The 16,846-nt window shown below is 60.5% G+C and carries 15 protein-coding genes, 1 other RNA gene and 1 pseudogene; 6 read left to right on the top strand and 11 right to left on the bottom strand.

Annotated features, from left to right (window positions below; all coding sequences use genetic code 11):
- Positions 1–38 precede the first annotated feature (38 nt).
- Complete coding sequence (locus QQL85_RS04680; protein WP_284353404.1) at positions 39–734, bottom strand: hypothetical protein; 696 nt, start codon at positions 732–734, stop codon at positions 39–41.
- Positions 735–1,423: 689 nt separating this feature from the next.
- On the opposite strand from QQL85_RS04680, the gene QQL85_RS04675 reads away from it, so the two are divergent.
- The 3 genes and pseudogenes from QQL85_RS04675 to QQL85_RS04665 form a co-directional block, all read left to right on the top strand.
- Positions 1,424–2,065 carry a glycoside hydrolase family 19 protein gene (locus QQL85_RS04675; protein ID WP_284353405.1) on the top strand — a complete coding sequence of 214 codons (642 nt, stop codon included), beginning with the start codon at positions 1,424–1,426 and terminating at the stop codon, positions 2,063–2,065.
- A gap of 39 nt (positions 2,066–2,104) precedes the next feature.
- Positions 2,105–3,199 (top strand): DUF3616 domain-containing protein, encoded by a 1,095-nt coding sequence (locus tag QQL85_RS04670; RefSeq protein WP_284353406.1) that lies wholly within the window; start codon positions 2,105–2,107, stop codon positions 3,197–3,199.
- 74 nt (positions 3,200–3,273) lie between these two features.
- A pseudogene (locus tag QQL85_RS04665) lies at positions 3,274–4,012 on the top strand (nuclease); the annotation flags it as partial.
- A gap of 39 nt (positions 4,013–4,051) precedes the next feature.
- Here the strand turns inward: QQL85_RS04665 and QQL85_RS04660 are convergent.
- The 7 genes from QQL85_RS04660 to QQL85_RS04630 all read right to left on the bottom strand — a co-directional run bounded on the left by QQL85_RS04660 (position 4,052) and on the right by QQL85_RS04630 (position 11,739).
- Entirely contained in the window at positions 4,052–4,315 is a 264-nt protein-coding gene (locus tag QQL85_RS04660) for a DUF3077 domain-containing protein (RefSeq protein ID WP_003249898.1), read from the bottom strand.
- 88 nt (positions 4,316–4,403) lie between these two features.
- Positions 4,404–4,646, bottom strand: a complete 243-nt coding sequence (locus QQL85_RS04655) for a hypothetical protein (RefSeq protein ID WP_198750599.1) — start codon at positions 4,644–4,646, stop codon at positions 4,404–4,406.
- A gap of 361 nt (positions 4,647–5,007) precedes the next feature.
- Positions 5,008–5,406: a transfer-messenger RNA gene (gene ssrA / locus QQL85_RS04650) on the bottom strand.
- A 99-nt stretch (positions 5,407–5,505) separates the two neighbouring features.
- A complete protein-coding gene (locus QQL85_RS04645) occupies positions 5,506–5,796 on the bottom strand; it encodes a hypothetical protein (RefSeq protein WP_025754271.1) in 291 nt (96 codons plus the stop codon).
- 177 nt (positions 5,797–5,973) lie between these two features.
- Positions 5,974–8,784, bottom strand: coding sequence for an FAD-binding and (Fe-S)-binding domain-containing protein (locus QQL85_RS04640; protein ID WP_284353407.1), 2,811 nt, complete (start codon positions 8,782–8,784; stop codon positions 5,974–5,976).
- Positions 8,785–8,859: 75 nt separating this feature from the next.
- Positions 8,860–10,005, bottom strand: a complete 1,146-nt coding sequence (lldD, locus tag QQL85_RS04635) for an FMN-dependent L-lactate dehydrogenase LldD (protein ID WP_284353408.1) — start codon at positions 10,003–10,005, stop codon at positions 8,860–8,862.
- 63 nt (positions 10,006–10,068) lie between these two features.
- Positions 10,069–11,739: a lactate permease LctP family transporter gene (locus QQL85_RS04630; protein ID WP_012274263.1), complete on the bottom strand. Its 1,671-nt coding sequence runs from the start codon at positions 11,737–11,739 to the stop codon at positions 10,069–10,071.
- A 255-nt stretch (positions 11,740–11,994) separates the two neighbouring features.
- Here QQL85_RS04630 and QQL85_RS04625 point away from each other — a divergent pair, with 255 nt between their 5' ends.
- Positions 11,995–12,762, top strand: a complete 768-nt coding sequence (locus QQL85_RS04625) for an FCD domain-containing protein (RefSeq protein WP_284353409.1) — start codon at positions 11,995–11,997, stop codon at positions 12,760–12,762.
- Positions 12,763–12,832: 70 nt separating this feature from the next.
- On the opposite strand, the gene smpB is transcribed toward QQL85_RS04625, so the two are convergent.
- Complete coding sequence (smpB, locus tag QQL85_RS04620; protein ID WP_016489183.1) at positions 12,833–13,315, bottom strand: SsrA-binding protein SmpB; 483 nt, start codon at positions 13,313–13,315, stop codon at positions 12,833–12,835.
- A gap of 162 nt (positions 13,316–13,477) precedes the next feature.
- On the opposite strand from smpB, the gene QQL85_RS04615 reads away from it, so the two are divergent.
- Positions 13,478–13,912 (top strand): type II toxin-antitoxin system RatA family toxin, encoded by a 435-nt coding sequence (locus QQL85_RS04615; protein WP_016501654.1) that lies wholly within the window; start codon positions 13,478–13,480, stop codon positions 13,910–13,912.
- 63 nt (positions 13,913–13,975) lie between these two features.
- Here QQL85_RS04615 and QQL85_RS04610 read toward each other — a convergent pair whose 3' ends face one another.
- The gene (locus tag QQL85_RS04610) at positions 13,976–14,512 is read right to left on the bottom strand and encodes an outer membrane protein assembly factor BamE (protein WP_284353410.1); all 537 of its coding nucleotides are present in this window, start codon (positions 14,510–14,512) and stop codon (positions 13,976–13,978) included.
- Positions 14,513–14,609: 97 nt separating this feature from the next.
- Here QQL85_RS04610 and fur point away from each other — a divergent pair, with 97 nt between their 5' ends.
- Entirely contained in the window at positions 14,610–15,014 is a 405-nt protein-coding gene (gene fur / locus QQL85_RS04605) for a ferric iron uptake transcriptional regulator (RefSeq protein WP_012274258.1), read from the top strand.
- Positions 15,015–15,095: 81 nt separating this feature from the next.
- Here the strand turns inward: fur and recN are convergent, their stop codons facing one another.
- Positions 15,096–16,769, bottom strand: coding sequence for a DNA repair protein RecN (gene recN / locus QQL85_RS04600; RefSeq protein ID WP_284353411.1), 1,674 nt, complete (start codon positions 16,767–16,769; stop codon positions 15,096–15,098).
- Between the last annotated feature and the right edge of the window lie 77 nt (positions 16,770–16,846).

Genomic DNA, 16,846 nt, shown 5'->3' with positions numbered 1-16,846 from the left:
TTGAGGTACTTATCCAAGTCCGACGGTATTGGTAAATTTTATTTTATCAAGGCAGGCATGTAGTCAGTAAGCTCTTTCTCTGCTGGTTTAATTTCCTTCCTCTCTGCGTCGCTTTTTATGGCTCTTCTTGATAATAAGTTGCTGCTGGTGCTTACTAGGGTTGACTTCTGGTTGGCTGCCTCTTTGAATGTTCTTTCAAGTTGTTCTAGGTCTGGGGTGGGTAGCGTTATGCTGGTTTGCGCATTTCGTAATCTGAGGCGTGTTTCTTTAATTTTCACATTTATAAAGTGTGTGCTGGGTACAGTATTTAGATTGCTTTGTAGTGGTATCAGGTAGTCATGCATGCAGCTCATTGTGTCGGAAGGTTTTTCGTGGTTGGAAACATGTACTGTTATTTGGTGTCTATCGCTTTGGATAGTGGAGTCACTTGCCAATAGAGCTCCTGCTGCAGCACCTCCAGCTATTAGGCTGAAAACTCCAAGTCCGAGAGAGGTGTCACCCAAGCTGGGTTGATGTTTTTTTAAGTGGGCTGGCTTTTTTAAATGCCAATCGGAATGCTTGTTAAGGTTTGATATTGCACCGGTTTGATCAGGCGCTGCAGGCAATCCATGTATTGTGTTGTCTTCATTTAGACTGGGCTCTATGTTTTTCTCATCAACGGGAAGTGGATGATATTGCACGCAACCGTTTATTCCTATGAAGAGCAGGGCAGCAAGGAATCTAGGATATCTCATGGCTATTTCCTTGAGGGCTTTTAGGGCTGCCGTGGACTTTGATGTTTGAGTGTTTTAGTCGATAGATATTTCTAGATGAATGTGAGTGACATAGTGCTATTTTGGACAGACTAGACGGACTGGCCGGCTTGTCGAGCCTGTATGTGGGGAGATATCGAAAATGTATCGAAATCACTAAGCCGGACAGCGACTCAATGAGCTTGTCAGCGCCTTGAACTGAGCGGGTCTGCGACGCAACAGCGCGGCAAGAACAGAGTGTTCGACTCACACTGTTTTCCGCGAGGCCCGTGCTTGCTGCGGCCCGCTTATGTCTGCATCCAGGTTGAGATATCTCTCATTTCATGCAGCACATGGCGTTTCGTACTCGGCTGGGGCAATCGGCTCGTGCTGGGGAGACTGGATCAGCGTTGTGCGTCTCTGATCATGCACAGCCGAGAGTTGGCGACCTAGTCGCCTGTGCCTGGGGTAAGACATGCCTGGTTCGCCACGCTCCGATACCAGCCCTAGAGGGGCTTCCGTCTGGCTATCACTGCCGCTGAGAAGGCCGGCCAGGCTGTCCTAAGGCTATTCCACTGCGCTTTAGCGGTTATGAGAAAACGTACTAGCAAATGGCCTTGAGTGCCGTTGGGCACCCACTAGTCTCGACAACAGGTTCCTCGCTACTTGGAGTACTCGTAAGGAAGGCATCTATGACAGTCACTGTTACGCTGGCTCAGCTCAGGCAACTGGCGCCGAACCTTCGCTCCAGCTACAGCATGGCTTTTGATGTGGGGCAACCGATCCTGGATCACTACGGGATCAGCGATAACCCGCTGCGCGTCGCCCACTTCATGGCTCAGGTGCTCCATGAAAGCGGTGCCCTAAAGATCCAATGGGAATCGCTCTACTACACACCCAAACGTCTCCCGGTAGTGTGGCCAAAGCGTTTCAAGCCAAAGGGGAAACTCGAGCCCGCGGAGTACGCCTATAACGAAGAAAAACTGGGCGAAGCGGTATACGGCGGGCGGATGGGTAACGATCAGCCCGGCGACGGCTTCAAGTACCGCGGGCGAGGATTGCTGCAACTCACCGGAAAGGAAGGTTATCGCGATATCACGGTCTGGCTGCGCCAGTGGATGCCAGCTGCCCCGGATTTTGTTATGGATCCGGACGCGGTGCTCAGCCCTTATTGGTGCTTGCACGTTGCCGCGGCGAAGTGGAGCGCGAGCGGTTGTAACAAGTACGCGGACCGAGACAGCGTCACCGAAGTGACCGAAGCCATCAACGGTGGAACGGTCGGCTTGGATGATCGCAAGGACTGGACAAAGAAGACGCGGAAAATCTGGCTCTGAACCACCGGCGCGCACCACGATTAGGACAGGAGAGAACTCATGAGCGACCGAAGTAATGCTGCGATGCTGAGCTTTGATGCGGCGTTTCCGTCGTTACGCGACGGCCTTTCGGTCGCTCAGCAGATTGGCGACACACTTTGGGTGGCTAACGACGAAACCACGAACTTAGAACGCCTGAAAATTCAGAACGCTGCGCCCGGCGACGTTGTGATGTGTGATGAGCACCAATCGTTCCAACTCTTGGAATACCTGAACCTGCCCATACAGGAGCAAGATGCCGAGATCGATATCGAGGGACTGGCCTACGCCCATGACAGCGGTTATCTCTGGGTGGTGGGCTCTCATAGTTTGAGGCGCAAGAAGGCCGAGGTCGACAGGCCGGCGCAGAATAATATCAATCGGCTATCGAAGGTAGAGGCGGGCGGCAATCGCTTTCTGCTGGCCCGCATCCCCGTGGTACGGCAGAACGACGGCTATGCACTCGCAAGGACGGTGGACGCCGATGGACGTACTGCGGCGCAGCTACATGGTAATGAGATCGGTAATGACCTGACCACAGCAATTGCTGAAGATGCTCAGCTACGCGACTTCCTGCGTATCCCGGGTAAAGACAACGGCTTCGATATCGAAGGGTTGGCGGTGATCGGCTCGCGCCTTTTGCTGGGGCTGCGTGGACCGGTCCTTCGCGGCTGGGCTGTGCTGCTGGAGATCGAGATCGAGCCGGATGACGACTCGACTGACACGCTGGTGCTCAAGAAGATCGGCCCAGATGGGCGCCCCTTCCGGAAGCACTTCTTCGCGCTGAACGGCTTGGGTGTGCGTGACCTGTGCACGAGCGGCTACGATCTGCTGATCCTGGCGGGTCCCACCATGGACCTGGACGGTCCGGTAACGGTCTTCCGCTGGCGCGGCGGTTTCGCGTCCGACGAGGAACTCGTGGTCTTTACGGATCAATTGGAGAGGGTACTGGAGGTGCCTTTCGGACAAGGCAACGATCACGCTGAGGGCATGTGTCTGTTCGAGTTGGGGGAGCAGCAACTAGGGGAGGTTCTGCTGATCGTCTACGACTCCGCGGCGGAGAGCCGTAAACACGGCGAAATGGATGTGGAGGGGGACCTGTTCATCCTGAGTTAAGCACGCACCTCGACGTCATTGCAGGCTGTAGATCAGCTTGCGTCGTTCACACGTTCCCAATATGCACAACTGTTCGCTTTGGCCGGGTGCTAGATGACGACGAGCTTAATGCTAGCCACCAGATGATCATTGTCGCCAGGGAGCTGGATGCGAGCAGTGAGCGAATTGTGCAGTACCCTAGCAAACGAGACATTCCAATCAACGTGCTCTGCTTTCAAGTGTTTCAGGCTGGCGAGCAACAATTGCTGAGTCGATCCTGGTTGCTCGACCCCATTCAGACTCAAGTGAATGCGGCCTCGGTCAGTGAGGGGCAAAGCGAACCTTGGAATGGTGAGTGTTAATGCTCATTCGGGGATTCCGGCTCGCGCTCATGGGCAGATGCTGTGGAGTTCGGCTTCATTTCCGGGGGGGGGGGGAGGCTCTTGGTACAGCAAAGCTCTCCAGCTGTTGTCCCCAGGGGACCGTGTGTGGATCAATACTCCCCAGCAAGGTTATGTGGGCGTTGGGCGTGTGCTCGGTGCTGCCACGCCAGCAAATGAATTTACGGTGACGAAAGATGGCGACGAGCGACCGATATTGGGCGTCGCAATCCGTGCTAACTACCACGCAGCATTCGCTGACGACCCCGACCGTCGTGAGTATTTTGTGCCGGTGCAATGGTTACAAACCGTTCAGGTAGGCCAGGCAGTTCGTGAAATTGGAATGTTTGGCAATCAAAATACGGTGTGTCGGCCTAGAACGCCGAAGTGGCGATCAACGATTGAGCGGCTGAAAGAGCACTTTCCGCATTCCGATGATATGACCGCCACCTAAATTGAGTGGCGGCGGCCGGGAGGCGTAGCGGTTTGGGTTTCAGCGCATCATGCCCAGTTCGGCATCATCCAGCAGTGCTTTGCCCAAGGCGCACAGGTAATGCGCGGCCCAGATCAGCTTTGGCTTGTCTTCCATCAGCCCGTCAATGGTCAGGTCCCGCGCGTAGCCCATTAGCTCAGAAGCCTGTTCGCGTGCGTTCTGGCAAGGAATGCCAGCCTCGATGCGGAACAGTGGGTGAGTCTGGTTTTCACCTTGAAAGAAGATGGTTTTACCGACAGTGCATTGGGTGTCTTCGGTGGTCATTGATCAATCTCCCTGGTCTTGTAATTGCCTGGGCTGGCCCTCTCGCCGGCAAGCCGGGCTCCCACAGGTTTCTCGCTCGGTATGCGAATCAATGCATCGGTTGCGGGTTCGCGGGCGTCTGTATTTGTGCCAGCGCTGATTCGAGTAATCGCCGCAGTGCTTCAAGCTCGTGCATCGAGGCCATGATCAAAACCGATGCGGGCGACCTGGGCTGCATCAGCATCGCCTGCTGGGCTACGGCTTCTGCACAGAGTGCGTAGTCCGAGGCCATCATGATCGTGTCTTCCAGGGAGTGGATGTGATGGGGTGGATCGGGGACTATCTTCAACATGATTGCTTCCATTTCAGGGCCGTCACCATCTGCTGTCAAACAGAGGGTGGCAGCTGTACGCGGGTTGACAGACCGGCGGAAACAACAAGTTCCGGCGCACGCAAGCGTGCCCGCACGTACAGCCGCCATAACGACGAGCCGTTTTGTTGTTTACCGTCGCGACCTGTCAAAGTCATGCCGTTGATGAGCAACGACCCACCGAGACTAAAACCCTGAAATAATCACCGCAACGGAAAACAGGCGCTGGGAGTATCTTTGGGAAACGCCCTACACGGAAGGGGCTAAATCCGATTTTTCGGCCCGCAGATCGTAAATTTCTGACACAAAAAAAGACGCCCGAGGGCGTCTTCTTCTTTGGATTTGGTGGAGCCGGGGGGATTTGAACCCCCGTCCGCCAGTACTCCGCTGTCGGTACTACATGCGTAGCCGTGTCTACTGATTTAATCCGCAGCCGCCCGACGGGCAGGGTGCTTTGGATGAGTTGTGTAAGTTTTAGTCACTTCGCCCACAACGTGCTACGCGACGATCCTGTTCTGTATGACAATCAGTTCGGGTTTACAGGCATCCCCTAGTGATTGCTGGAGCCGAAGCTACCAGAAGCAACGGGTCAAGAGGGCCGCTTACGCAGCCAGCTTGAACTCCGCGCCGTAGTTTTCGTCATTGGCAACTATAAAAGTTGCAACAGTGGATTTACGAGTTCTGTTACCAACTCGGCATGCACCTAGAGTTTCGCTACCAGCGTCGAATCCTAATCGGCCCCACACTAGCATAACGCTAACGCACCTTACGGCGCGTGGGGTGGAGTATACGCCATTGCGCGGGCGACGTCGACAGCCGGTCCTGTCGCCCGCTTTCAGGCTCACGCACCGCCGCTGCCGGTGCCGCTGCCTTTCTCGGTTTTCTCCAGGCGCTCCAGCACTTTGCTGGTGATGGCGATGCATTCCTTGGTGTCGCCCGAGGCCTGGGCGGCCTTGGCTTTGTCGACGTGCTCGGTGATGGCCTTGTCCAGGCCTTCGGAGGTGGCGCCGGCGGTGGCCATGCTGTCGTCGATCTTTTGCAGGTTGGTGGTGCAGAGGTCATCGGCGGCAAACACCGGCGAAGCCAGCAGGGTGGCGGCCGCGAACAGGGCCGAAAGCGCGGTACCTTTCATGGGTGTCTCCTCTGGGGCCTCTGGAAGATGGGCCTGTAAGGTGGACTGTGGAGGATTGGCGGGGGTTCAATCAGGATGGTGGTGGGGATGGCACCGGCTTTGCCGGTGTTCGCGGCTGCAGCCGCTCCCACAGGGTACGCGCATGGCTCAAGGCATACGCTGTACCTGTGGGAGTGGTCAGATGCTGCGTGGGCGGGTGACGCGGTCTACCAGGTAGACCAGGCCGTGGTAGTCGATGCCGCTGTGGCTCGACAGGCCGATCTCGCAGGTGCGGCTGGTGGAGATGCCTTCGCTGCAATACTGCACCGCATCCTTCAGGCTGCGCAGCGAGTGGGCGTTGAGCTCGGGGGTGGTGAAGCCTTTGTCACCGGCAAACCCGCAGCAATGAATGCCTTCCGGGATCACCACCTGTTTGCTGCAGCGCCGCGCCAGGTCGATCAAGGCTTGGCTTTCGCCCAAATGCTGGGTGCTGCAGGTGACATGCACGGCTACCGGCGCGTCCTGGGGGGTGAACTCCAGGCGGTCGAGCAGGTGGGTGCGGATGAAGCGCACGGGGTCGTACAGGTCCAGCCGGGTCTCGCCGAGGTCTTGCACCAGGCGCAGGGTGCAGGGGCTGGTGTCGCAGTAGATCGGGTCAAGGCCGCCGCGGCTGGCGTGCAGCAGGGCGTTGATCAGTTCCTGACGCTTGTGTTCGGCCTGTTCGGGGTAACCCTTGGAGGCGAACGGCTGGCCGCAGCACAGGCTGTCGGCGTTGTCGGGGAACACCACCTGGTAGCCGGCTTTCTCCAACAGGGCGCGGGTTTTATCCAGCAGCGAACTTTGCTCGCGGTCGGCATAGGCCGGGCCCATCACTCGCGAGACGCAGGCGGCCAGGTACACCACGCGGGGGCGGGCGTCGTTGCTGGCCGGGCCGAAGTCCAGCGGGCGCAGCGGCTGTGGCATCGCAGGTGTCCACTGGGGCAGGCGGCCTTTGCTGGCTTTGCTCAACGAGGCGGTCAGGCGGCCCAGGCGGGGGGCGCCGAGCAACTTGCGTGCGGTGTTGGCGGCGGTCAGGGTCAGGCGGGCGCCGCCCAGTGCGGTGTGGAAGTGTTCGGCCAGCCAGTCGGCAGTCTTTTCGTGGTTGGCGGCCTGGCTGCGCAGTTTCTTCACCAGCTCACCGGTGTTGATGCCGACCGGGCAGCGCTGGGCGCACAGGCCGGTGGCGGCGCAGGTGTCGATGCCCTGGTACTGATAGGTCTGCATCAGTTCGCGGGTGTCGATGCCCGCGCGCTGCTTGGCCTGGATGTCACGCCACATGACGATGCGTTGGCGAGGGCTGAGGGTCAGTCCTTTGGACGGGCACACCGGTTCGCAGAAGCCGCACTCGATACATTTGTCGACGATTTCGTCGGCGGCAGGCAGCGGCTTGAGGTTCTTCAGGTGGATGTCCGGGTCTTCACTCAGCACCACGTCGGGGTTGAGGATGCCGTTGGGGTCGAGCAGGCGCTTGAGTGTCCACATGAGCTGGTAGGCGTCATGGCCCCACTCCAGCTCCACGAACGGCGCCATGTTGCGACCGGTGCCGTGCTCGGCCTTGAGCGAACCGCCAAACTCCACCGCCACCAGCTGCGCCACGTCGTCCATGAAGGCCTGGTAGCGGGCGACTTCCTCGGCGCTGTTGAAGCCTTGGGTGAAGACGAAGTGCAGGTTGCCTTCCAGCGCGTGGCCGAAAATGATCGCTTCGTCGTAGCGGTGTTTGTCGAACAGCAGGATCAGGCGGTTGACGCCTTCGGCCAGTTGCTCGACGGGGAAGGTCACGTCTTCGATGATCACCGTGGTGCCGGTCTGGCGCACGGCGCCGACAGCGGGGAAGGTGTCCTTGCGGATTTTCCACAGCTGGTTGTACACGGCCGGGTCTTCGCTGAAGTCCACCTGTTGCTCCAGCGGGAAGTCGGCGATGGAGGCCATTACCTGTTGCAGTTGCTCGTGCAGCAGGCTCTGGCTGGCGGCGCGGGACTCGATCAGCAGGGCGCAGGCATTGTCCGACAGGCCTTTTACCCACAGTGGCATGCCGGGCATGTTCTGCACTGAGCGCAGGCTACGGCGGTCGAGCAGCTCCACGGCAGAAACCGGCTGGCGCTTGAGCACGGTTACCGCGCGGCAGCAGCTTTCGACGCTGGGGAACACCAGCAGGGCGCTGGCCTTGTGCGGGTGGTCGGGCACGGTGTTGTAGGTGACGGCGCTGATGAAGCCTAGGGTGCCTTCGGAGCCGACCAGCAGGTGCTGCAGGATGTCCAGCGGCTGGTCGTAGTCCACCAGTGCGTTCAGCGACAGGCCGGTGGTGTTCTTCAGCCGGTATTTGTGCCGAATGCGGTCAGCCAGTGCCGTGTTGGCGCGGGTTTCGCGGCCCAGGCGGGTCAGCGACTCCAGCAGGTCGGCGTGGCTGCGTTCAAAGGCGGCAACGCTGGCGGGGTCTTCGCTGTCCAGGCGGGTGCCGTCGGCCAGCACCAGGCGCAGGCCGGCCAGGGTGTGGTAAGTGTTCTGCGCGGTGCCGCAGCACATGCCGCTGGCGTTGTTGGCGACGATGCCGCCGATCTTGCAGGCGTTGATCGAGGCAGGGTCCGGGCCGATCTTGCGCCCGAACGGGGCCAGCCAGGCGTTGGCCTGAGCGCCGATGACGCCGGGCTGCAGGCGGATCTGCTCGCCTTGGCCACGGATTTCGCGGCCGTTCCAGTTATCGCCAAGCACGATCAGCACCGAGTCGCTGATGGCCTGGCCAGACAGGCTGGTGCCAGCGGCGCGGAAGGTGACCGGCACCTGCTCGCGCTGGGCCAGTTTGATCAGGCCGACCACTTCATCCTCGGACTCGACGCGCACCACCAGCTTGGGGATCAGCCGGTAGAAGCTGGCGTCGGTGCCGAAGGCCAGGGTGGACGTGGGGTCGTCGAAGCGGCGTTCGGCGGGTATCAGGTGCTCGGCATCACGCAGGAACGCGGCGGGCAAGCTCATGCAGTCTCCTCGCGGGGCTGTGGCGTCTGTGCGGCACATGCCCCGGGTCAATCAGGCGGTCGTTCTTGCAGGCGGTCAGGCGCCCAGTTCGCGTACCAGCGAGTCGCGGGTGATCTCGCTGATCGACTTGGCGCCGGTCAGCACCATGGCTACGCGCATTTCCTTCTCGAACAGCTCCAGCAGGTTTTTCACGCCGGCCTGGCCATGTACGGCAAGGGCGTAGAGGAAGGCGCGGCCGATCAGTACGGTGTCGGCGCCCAGGGCGATCATGCGTACCACGTCGAGGCCGCTGCGGATGCCGGAGTCGGCGAGAATCTTCAGGTCGCCTTTGACCGCGTCGGCAATCGCTGGCAGGGCACGAGCGCTGGACAGCACGCCATCGAGCTGGCGGCCGCCGTGGTTGGAGACCACGATGCCGTCGGCGCCGAACTTGACCGCATCGCGGGCGTCATCGGCGTCGAGGATGCCCTTGATGATCATCGGGCCGTCCCAGTAGTCGCGGATCCACTCAAGGTCTTTCCAGGAGATGGACGGGTCGAAGTTGTTGCCCAGCCAGCCGATGTAGTCGGCCAGGCCCGTGGGATTGCCCCGGTACTTGGAGATGTTGCCCAGGTCGTGCGGGCGGCCCATCACCCCTACATCCCACGCCCACTCGGGATGGGTCATGGCTTGCAGCACACGGCGCAGCGGGCCGTTGCGGCCGCTCATGCCCGAGTGGGCATCGCGGTAGCGGGCGCCGGGGACGGGCATGTCGACGGTAAACACCAGGGTCTTGACCCCGGCGGCCTTGGCCCGCTCCAGGGCATTGCGCATGAAGCCGCGGTCTTTCAGCACATACAGCTGGAACCACATCGGCCGGTCGATGGCCGGGGCCACTTCTTCGATCGGGCACACCGACACGGTGGACATGGTGAACGGGATGCCGTGGGCCGCTGCCGCGCGGGCTGCCTGCACTTCGCCACGGCGGGCATACATGCCAGTGAGGCCGACCGGGGCCAGGGCCACGGGCATGCTCAGCGTTTCGTCGAACAGCTTGGTTTCGAGGCTGAGCTCGGACATGTTGTTCAGCACGCGCTGGCGCAGGGCAATGCCGGCCAGGTCCGACACGTTGTGGCGCAGGGTGTGCTCGGCGTAGGCGCCGCCGTCGGCGTAGTGGAACAGGAAAGGAGGCAGCTTGCGTTGGGCCGCGGCGCGATAGTCGGTAGAGGCAGAAATGATCATGGATTCTCGCAGCGTTGCTTGTGGGGAATGCCGGGCGCGCGATGGCGCCCGGCCCCTTTCACTTTAGTGATGAACCAGCATGCCGGTCAGCCAGTAAGCCTGGATCAGGGTGATCAGGCCGACGATGGTGGCGAAGAACAGGCTGTGCTTGACGGTGAAGCGGAACAGGTCGGATTCCTTGCCCACCAGACCCGTGGCGGCGCAGGCCACGGCGATCGATTGCGGCGAGATCATCTTGCCGGTCACGCCGCCGCTGGTGTTGGCGGCTACCAGCAAGGTGTCGTTGACCCCGATCTGGTGCGCGGTGGTGGCCTGCAGCGAGCTGAACAGGGCGTTGGACGAAGTGTCCGAGCCGGTCAGGAACACGCCCAGCCAGCCGAGGAACGGCGAGAAGAACGGGAACGCGGCGCCGGTGCCGGCCAGTACCAGGGCCATGGTCGAAGACATGCCCGAGTAGTTGGTGACGAACGCGAAGGCCAGCACCATGCCGATCGACAGGATGGGCCAGCGCAGTTCCCAGAAGGTCTCTTTGAAAGTGGTCAGACCAGTTTTAAAGTTGATCTTCAACACCGCCATGGAGATCAGCGCCGAGAGGAAGATCGCGGTGCCGGTGGCGGAGATCGGGTCGAGCTTGAATACCGCTGGCATGGCAGTTGGCGCGGCAACGATCGGTGCGGTCTTGATGACCAGCTGGTCGAGGTGCGGGATGGCGAAGTTGAACACGAAGTTGTACATCGCGCCGCCCGGGGCGAACGCTGCCTTGAACGGTTTCAGGGTCCAGATGGTGACCAGCACGGTGAGGATCAGGAACGGCGACCAGGCCTTGAAGATTTCGCCAAAGCTGTAAGGGCTAGGTTGGCTGCCGCTTGGCTGCACAACGGCCGCACCGACGCTGCCTTTGGCTTCGCTGAACGAACGCTTGGGCTGCCAGACTTTCAGGAACAGGGTGAGGCAGATCAGGCTGGCCAGGGCCGAGGTGATGTCTGGCAGTTCCGGGCCGATGAAGTTCGAGGTGAAGTACTGGGTGACGGCGAAGCTCAGGCCGGCGACCAGGGCGGCAGGCCAGGTTTCTTTCACGCCACGCAGGCCGTCCATCATGAACACCAGCCAGAACGGCACGAACAGCGACAGCAGCGGCAGCTGGCGGCCGGTCATGGCGCCAATGTGGAAGGCGTCGATGCCAGTCACTTGGCCGGCCACGATGATCGGGATGCCCAAGGCGCCGAAGGCCACCGGCGCGGTGTTGGCGATCAGGCACAGGCCGGCGGCGTACAGCGGGTTGAAGCCCAGGCCCACCAGCAGCGCGGCAGTGATTGCCACCGGTGCACCAAAGCCCGCCGCACCTTCCAGGAAGGCGCCGAAGCAGAAGCCGATCAGCAGCACTTGCAGGCGCTGGTCGTCGGTAATCGACAGCACCGAGCTGCGGATCACTTCGAACTGGCCGCTCTTGACCGTGAGTTTGTACAGGAACACCGCGGCAACGATGATCCAGGCAATTGGCCAGAGGCCATAGAGGAAGCCATAACCTGCGGCGGCGAAGGCCATGTCGACAGGCATCTGGAAGGCGAAGATGGCCACCAGGATCGACAGCGCGAGGGTGATGCTGCCGGCTACATGGCCTTTGAGGCGGAAGACGGCGAGGGCAAGGAAGAAGAACACGATGGGAATGACCGCCGCCAGTGCGGACAGGCCAAGACTACCAAGCGGGCTATAGAGTTGTTGCCAGGTTTGCATATGGGGTGGCCCCTAATTGTTGTTGGTCAGCACTGGCATTGGATAATTGGTAAGACCAATTTACAATGACTAGGCGCTAGGTTAAAAGCGCTGTCGTGGGTGTGTCAATTTGTCCCGTGCAAAACTTTGGTCGCGTGCCGATGAGCGGGCGCCTGATGCGCTGGGAAAATCGTGGCTTGATGGGTGTTTGCGCGGCCTGGATCGGCGAGAATAGGCGCCCCCTGAAATCTGCCGGGGGTTTGTGGAGAGCATGTGATGGTTTTTGATCAGGTCCGCCAACGGCGCCTGTCCGACGACATTGTCGATCGTCTGGAAGGGATGATTCTGGAGGGTACGCTGACCTCGGGGCAGCGGTTGCCGGCCGAGCGCGTCCTTGCCGAACAGTTCGGCGTGTCCCGCCCGTCACTGCGTGAGGCGATCCAGAAGCTGGTAGCCAAGGGGCTGCTGGTCAGTCGTCAGGGCGGGGGCAATTTTGTCGCCGAGTCACTGGGTTCTACCTTCAGCGATCCGCTGCTGCAGTTGCTCGAGCACAGTGCCGAGGCGCAGCGTGACTTGCTCGAATTTCGCCATACCCTGGAGGCCTCCTGCGCCTATTACGCTGCACAGCGCGCCACCGAGCCGGATCGGGCGCGATTGAAGGCGGCTTTCGATGTGTTGCAGGACTGCTATGCCCGGGTTGATGAAGTGACCCGCGCGGAAGAGGGCGCGGCGGATGCGCGCTTCCACCTGGCGATTGCGGAGGCCAGTCACAACGCGGTGTTGCTGCATACCATCCGGGGGTTGTTCGACCTGCTCAAGCGCAACGTGGTGACCAACATTGGTGGCATGTATCAGCAACGCACCGAGACCCGGGACATGCTGATCGGTCAGCACCGGGAGTTGTACCTGGCGATTGTCGAGGGCAGGGCGGAGGATGCGCGGGAGGTGTCCAGCCGGCACATTCTGTATGTGCAGGAGGTGTTGCAAGAGGCGCACGAAGAGGCGCAGCGGGTGGCGCGGGCAGAGCGGCGCAGCGGGCGCTGAGATTTGTATTGATAGTGCCGGCCTCTTCGCGGGTGAACCCGCGAAGAGGCCGGCACAGGCCGAAGAAGATCTAGTCTTCTTTGCCTTTGTTCCGCACGACCCGCTGCAGCTCGCGGTTGGAATCGCGTTCGCGCACGGTGTCGCGCTTGTCGAATTCCTTCTTGCCCTTGCCCAGTGCGATTTCGCACTTGATCAGGTGCTTGCTCCAGTACAGCGACAACGCTACGCAGGTGTAGCCTTTTTGCGCTACAGCCGCTTCCAGCCGTTCGAGCTCGCGCTTGTTCAGCAGCAGCTTGCGGGTGCGGATAGGGTCGGCGATGACGTGGGTGCTGGCAGTGGTCAGCGGGGTGATGTGGCTGCCGAACAGCCAGGCCTCACCGTCCTTGAGCAGCACATAACTGTCAACGAGGTGCGCCTTGCCAGCTCGCAGGCTTTTTACTTCCCAGCCGGACAGGACCAGCCCGGCCTCGAACTTGTGTTCGATGAAGTAATCGTGTCGCGCTTTTTTATTCTGCGCGATGGTCCCGGTCGGATGTTTTTTTTGCTTAGCCATAGGGGCGGCATTATAGGCAAGTCCGTGCGTCGTCCGCTATGGGATTTCGGTGTGCTTGAGCCACTGCAATGAATACCGGACAATACGGGCCTGTCTTGGTGACAGAACCTGTTTTCGGCACGCTGCGAAGCGCCGCCACCCAGCCTTGGAAGTGACGCCTGGATGACTACCCATATTCAACGCTCCGCCCTGCTGCCATACCCCGCCCAGGCGCTCTACGATCTGGTCAACGATGTGGCCAGCTACCCAGAGTTTCTGCCGTGGTGCTCGGCCTCGACGGTGATCGACGCCAGCGATACGCACATGCACGCCAAGCTCGAGGTGGCCAAGGGCGGCATGAGCCAGTACTTCGTCACGCGTAACGTACTGGTGCCGGGGCAGTCCATCGAGATGAACCTCGAAGAAGGGCCGTTCACCCAGTTGCATGGCGTGTGGGTGTTCAAGCCGCTGGGTGAAAAGGCCTGCAAGATCAGCCTGGACCTGTCCTTCGATTATGCCGGGCCGATTGTGCGCGCCACGTTGGGTCCGCTGTTCAATCAGGCGGCCAACACACTGGTCGATGCTTTCTGCCAGCGTGCCAAGCAATTGCATGCCTGACAGATAAGGCGTAAACAAAAAGCCCGGACCAGGTCCGGGCTTTTTTGCGACTGCTGTTCCCGCTTAGCGGGTTTCCAGCGGAGCCGGCGTCGGGACCGGGGTGGCCTCGATGGTGTCGATTTCGCGCTGGATGGATTCTTCCACCGAGCCTGGCTTGGCTGGTTTTTCTTCAGGCTGAGCCGCTGGCTGCTCTGTCTGGCCTGGCTCGGTAGCCGGGCTGACCGAGGTGTCGCCGCTGCCGCCGAGGATTTCCTGATCGCGGCTGACGCCCGGCATGAAGTCGCCAGACAGGCTGACCAGTTGGTCGCTTTCGTTGAAGAAGATGCTCATGCGCTCTTGCTGGCGTTTACCGCCACCTGGCTGCAAGCTGTACAGGTAATCCCAACGATTGGTGTTGAAAGTATCCTGAATCAGCGGGTTGCCCATGATAAACCTTACTTGCCGTCGGGTCATTCCCGGGCGTAATTGGTCTATCATATCCTGCGTGACGACATTGCCCTGCTGGATGTCGATTTTGTAAACCCCGGGAAACGAGCAACCGGCGAGTGCGAGCAGTCCCGCGAGGGCGAGGCTGTTTAGCAAGAGCTTGGTGTTTTGCATCGGTGGGCGACTTCCACTATCTTGGCTGGACAACGTAAACCCCGATCATACCCGTATTAAGAGAAGCTGCGAAGCAGCATCGGCGAGAAAGCTGACCATGGTTGAAAATAGCGAATTGCGCAAAGCCGGTCTCAAGGTGACCCTGCCTCGAGTCAAGATTCTTCAGATGCTCGACTCTACCGAGCAGCGTCACATGAGTGCCGAGGATGTCTACAAGGCACTGATGGAAGCAGGCGAGGACGTAGGCCTTGCCACCGTCTATCGCGTACTGACCCAGTTCGAAGCGGCGGGTCTGGTGGTTCGCCACAACTTCGACGGCGGCCACGCAGTGTTCGAGCTGGCTGATGGCGGTCATCACGACCATATGGTGAACGTGGATACCAGTGAAGTCATCGAGTTCATGGACGCCGAAATCGAGAAGCGCCAGCGCGAAATCGTGGCCGAGCATGGCTATGAGCTGGTGGACCACAACCTGGTCCTGTATGTGCGTAAGAAAAAGTAACGGTTTTTAATCGTTATGAATGGCAAAGGCGACCTTAGGGTCGCCTTTGTGCTTTCTGGAATGGGCCTGAAAAAGGAGGGGTCAAGCCTTGCCGCTTACGACCATCTTGCGCGCATGCGCCAACGACTCCTTGGTCAGGTCAATGCCGCCTAGCATTCGCGCCACTTCCTCGACCCGTTCACGCTTGCCCAGGCTGGCCACGGCGGTGTGGGTGGTGTCGCTGTTACGCACCTTGTGCACGAACAGATGGTGATGCCCTTGTGCTGCCACCTGCGGCAGGTGAGTCACGGTCAGTACCTGGCCACGCTCGCCCAGGCGGCGCAGCAACTGCCCAACGATTTCAGCGGTGGGCCCGCCGATACCCACGTCGACTTCATCAAATACCAGGGTGGGGATGCGTGAGGTCTGCGCAGTGATCACCTGGATCGCCAGGCTGATACGCGACAGTTCGCCGCCCGAGGCTACCTTTGCCAGCCCCTTGAGCGGTTGGCCGGGGTTGGCGCTGACCAGCAGTTCGATCTGTTCCAGGCCATGAGGTGACAGGTCTGCCCCTTCGGTGGGCGTCAGCTCGATGCGGAAGCGCCCGCCGGGCATGCCCAGGCGCTGGATTTCCTGCTCGACGGCGCCTGCCAGCTGCTGGGCCGCTTGCTGGCGCAGGGCGCTGAGTTCACGGGCCCGCTCTTTATAGTGGTGTGCGAAAGCGGCCAGTTCCTCGCCCAGCCGCTCGATAGACTCGTCACTGGCATTCAGGCCTTCGATCTCTTCCATCAACTGCTGTTGCAGGTGAGGCAGTTCGGTGGGGTGCACGCGATGTTTGCGCGCCAGTGTATAGATGGTGTCGAGGCGTTCTTCCAAGGCTTGCAGGCGCATGGGGTCGGCGTCGAAGTTGTCGAGGAAGCGGTTGAGTTCGCCCACGGCTTCCTCCACCTGGATCTGCGCGCTCGCGATCAGGTTGGCTGCCTCGCCCAGAGCCTTGGGTGAGTGGGTGGCAGCCCCCAGCCGGTTGAGGCTGGAGGTAAGGGCGCTGAGCACATTGCCCGAATCGCTTTCGCTGCACTGGTCAATGACCTGCCGGCAGATGCCGAACAGCGCTTCGGCACTGGTCAGGTTCTTGTGCTCCTGTTCCAGATGCTCCAGTTCGTGCTCGCCCAGGCCAAGGTTGTCCAGCTCTTCCAACTGGTAGCTCAGCAGTTGATGGCGAGCGCGCTGCTCGTCGCCAGAGTTGGACAGGCGCTCCAGCTCAAGGCGTGTCTGGTTCCAGCGTTTGGCCGCCAGCTGCACCTGGCGGGCCAGGTCGACGGCGCCGGCGTATTCGTCGAGCAGGCGGCGGTGAGTATCGGTCTTGAGCAGCGACTGGTGTTCATGTTGGCTGTGGATATCGATCAGCAGTTCGCCCAGCGCCTTGAGGTCGCCGAGCGGGCAGGGCGTGCCGTTGATGTAGCCGCGGCTGCGGCCTTCGGCGGTGATGACCCGGCGCAGGATGCACAGGCCGTCGTTGTCCAGGTCACGCTCGGCCAGCCAGGCATGGGCCTCGGGAATATCCACCAGGTCGAAGGTGGCGAGGATGTCTGCCTTGTCGGTGCCGGGGCGCACCACGCCGCTGTCGGCCCGGTCGCCCAGGGCAAGGCCGAGGGCGTCGAGCATGATCGATTTGCCGGCACCGGTCTCGCCGGTGATGACGGACATGCCGCGGGCAATTTCGAGGTCGAGGTGCTCGACGATGGCGTAGTTGTGAATGGACAGGTGCACCAGCATGTGGGCGGCTCCCGAAAGTCATGTCTGGTTATTTATACAGTACTTTTTTCAGGCCTGCCAATGTCCCTTGGCAGATT

Source organism: Pseudomonas putida (genome assembly GCF_030159595.1).
GTDB classification, from domain to species: domain Bacteria; phylum Pseudomonadota; class Gammaproteobacteria; order Pseudomonadales; family Pseudomonadaceae; genus Aquipseudomonas; species Aquipseudomonas putida_AC.
This window is presented reverse-complemented; position numbering and strand designations above follow the sequence as displayed.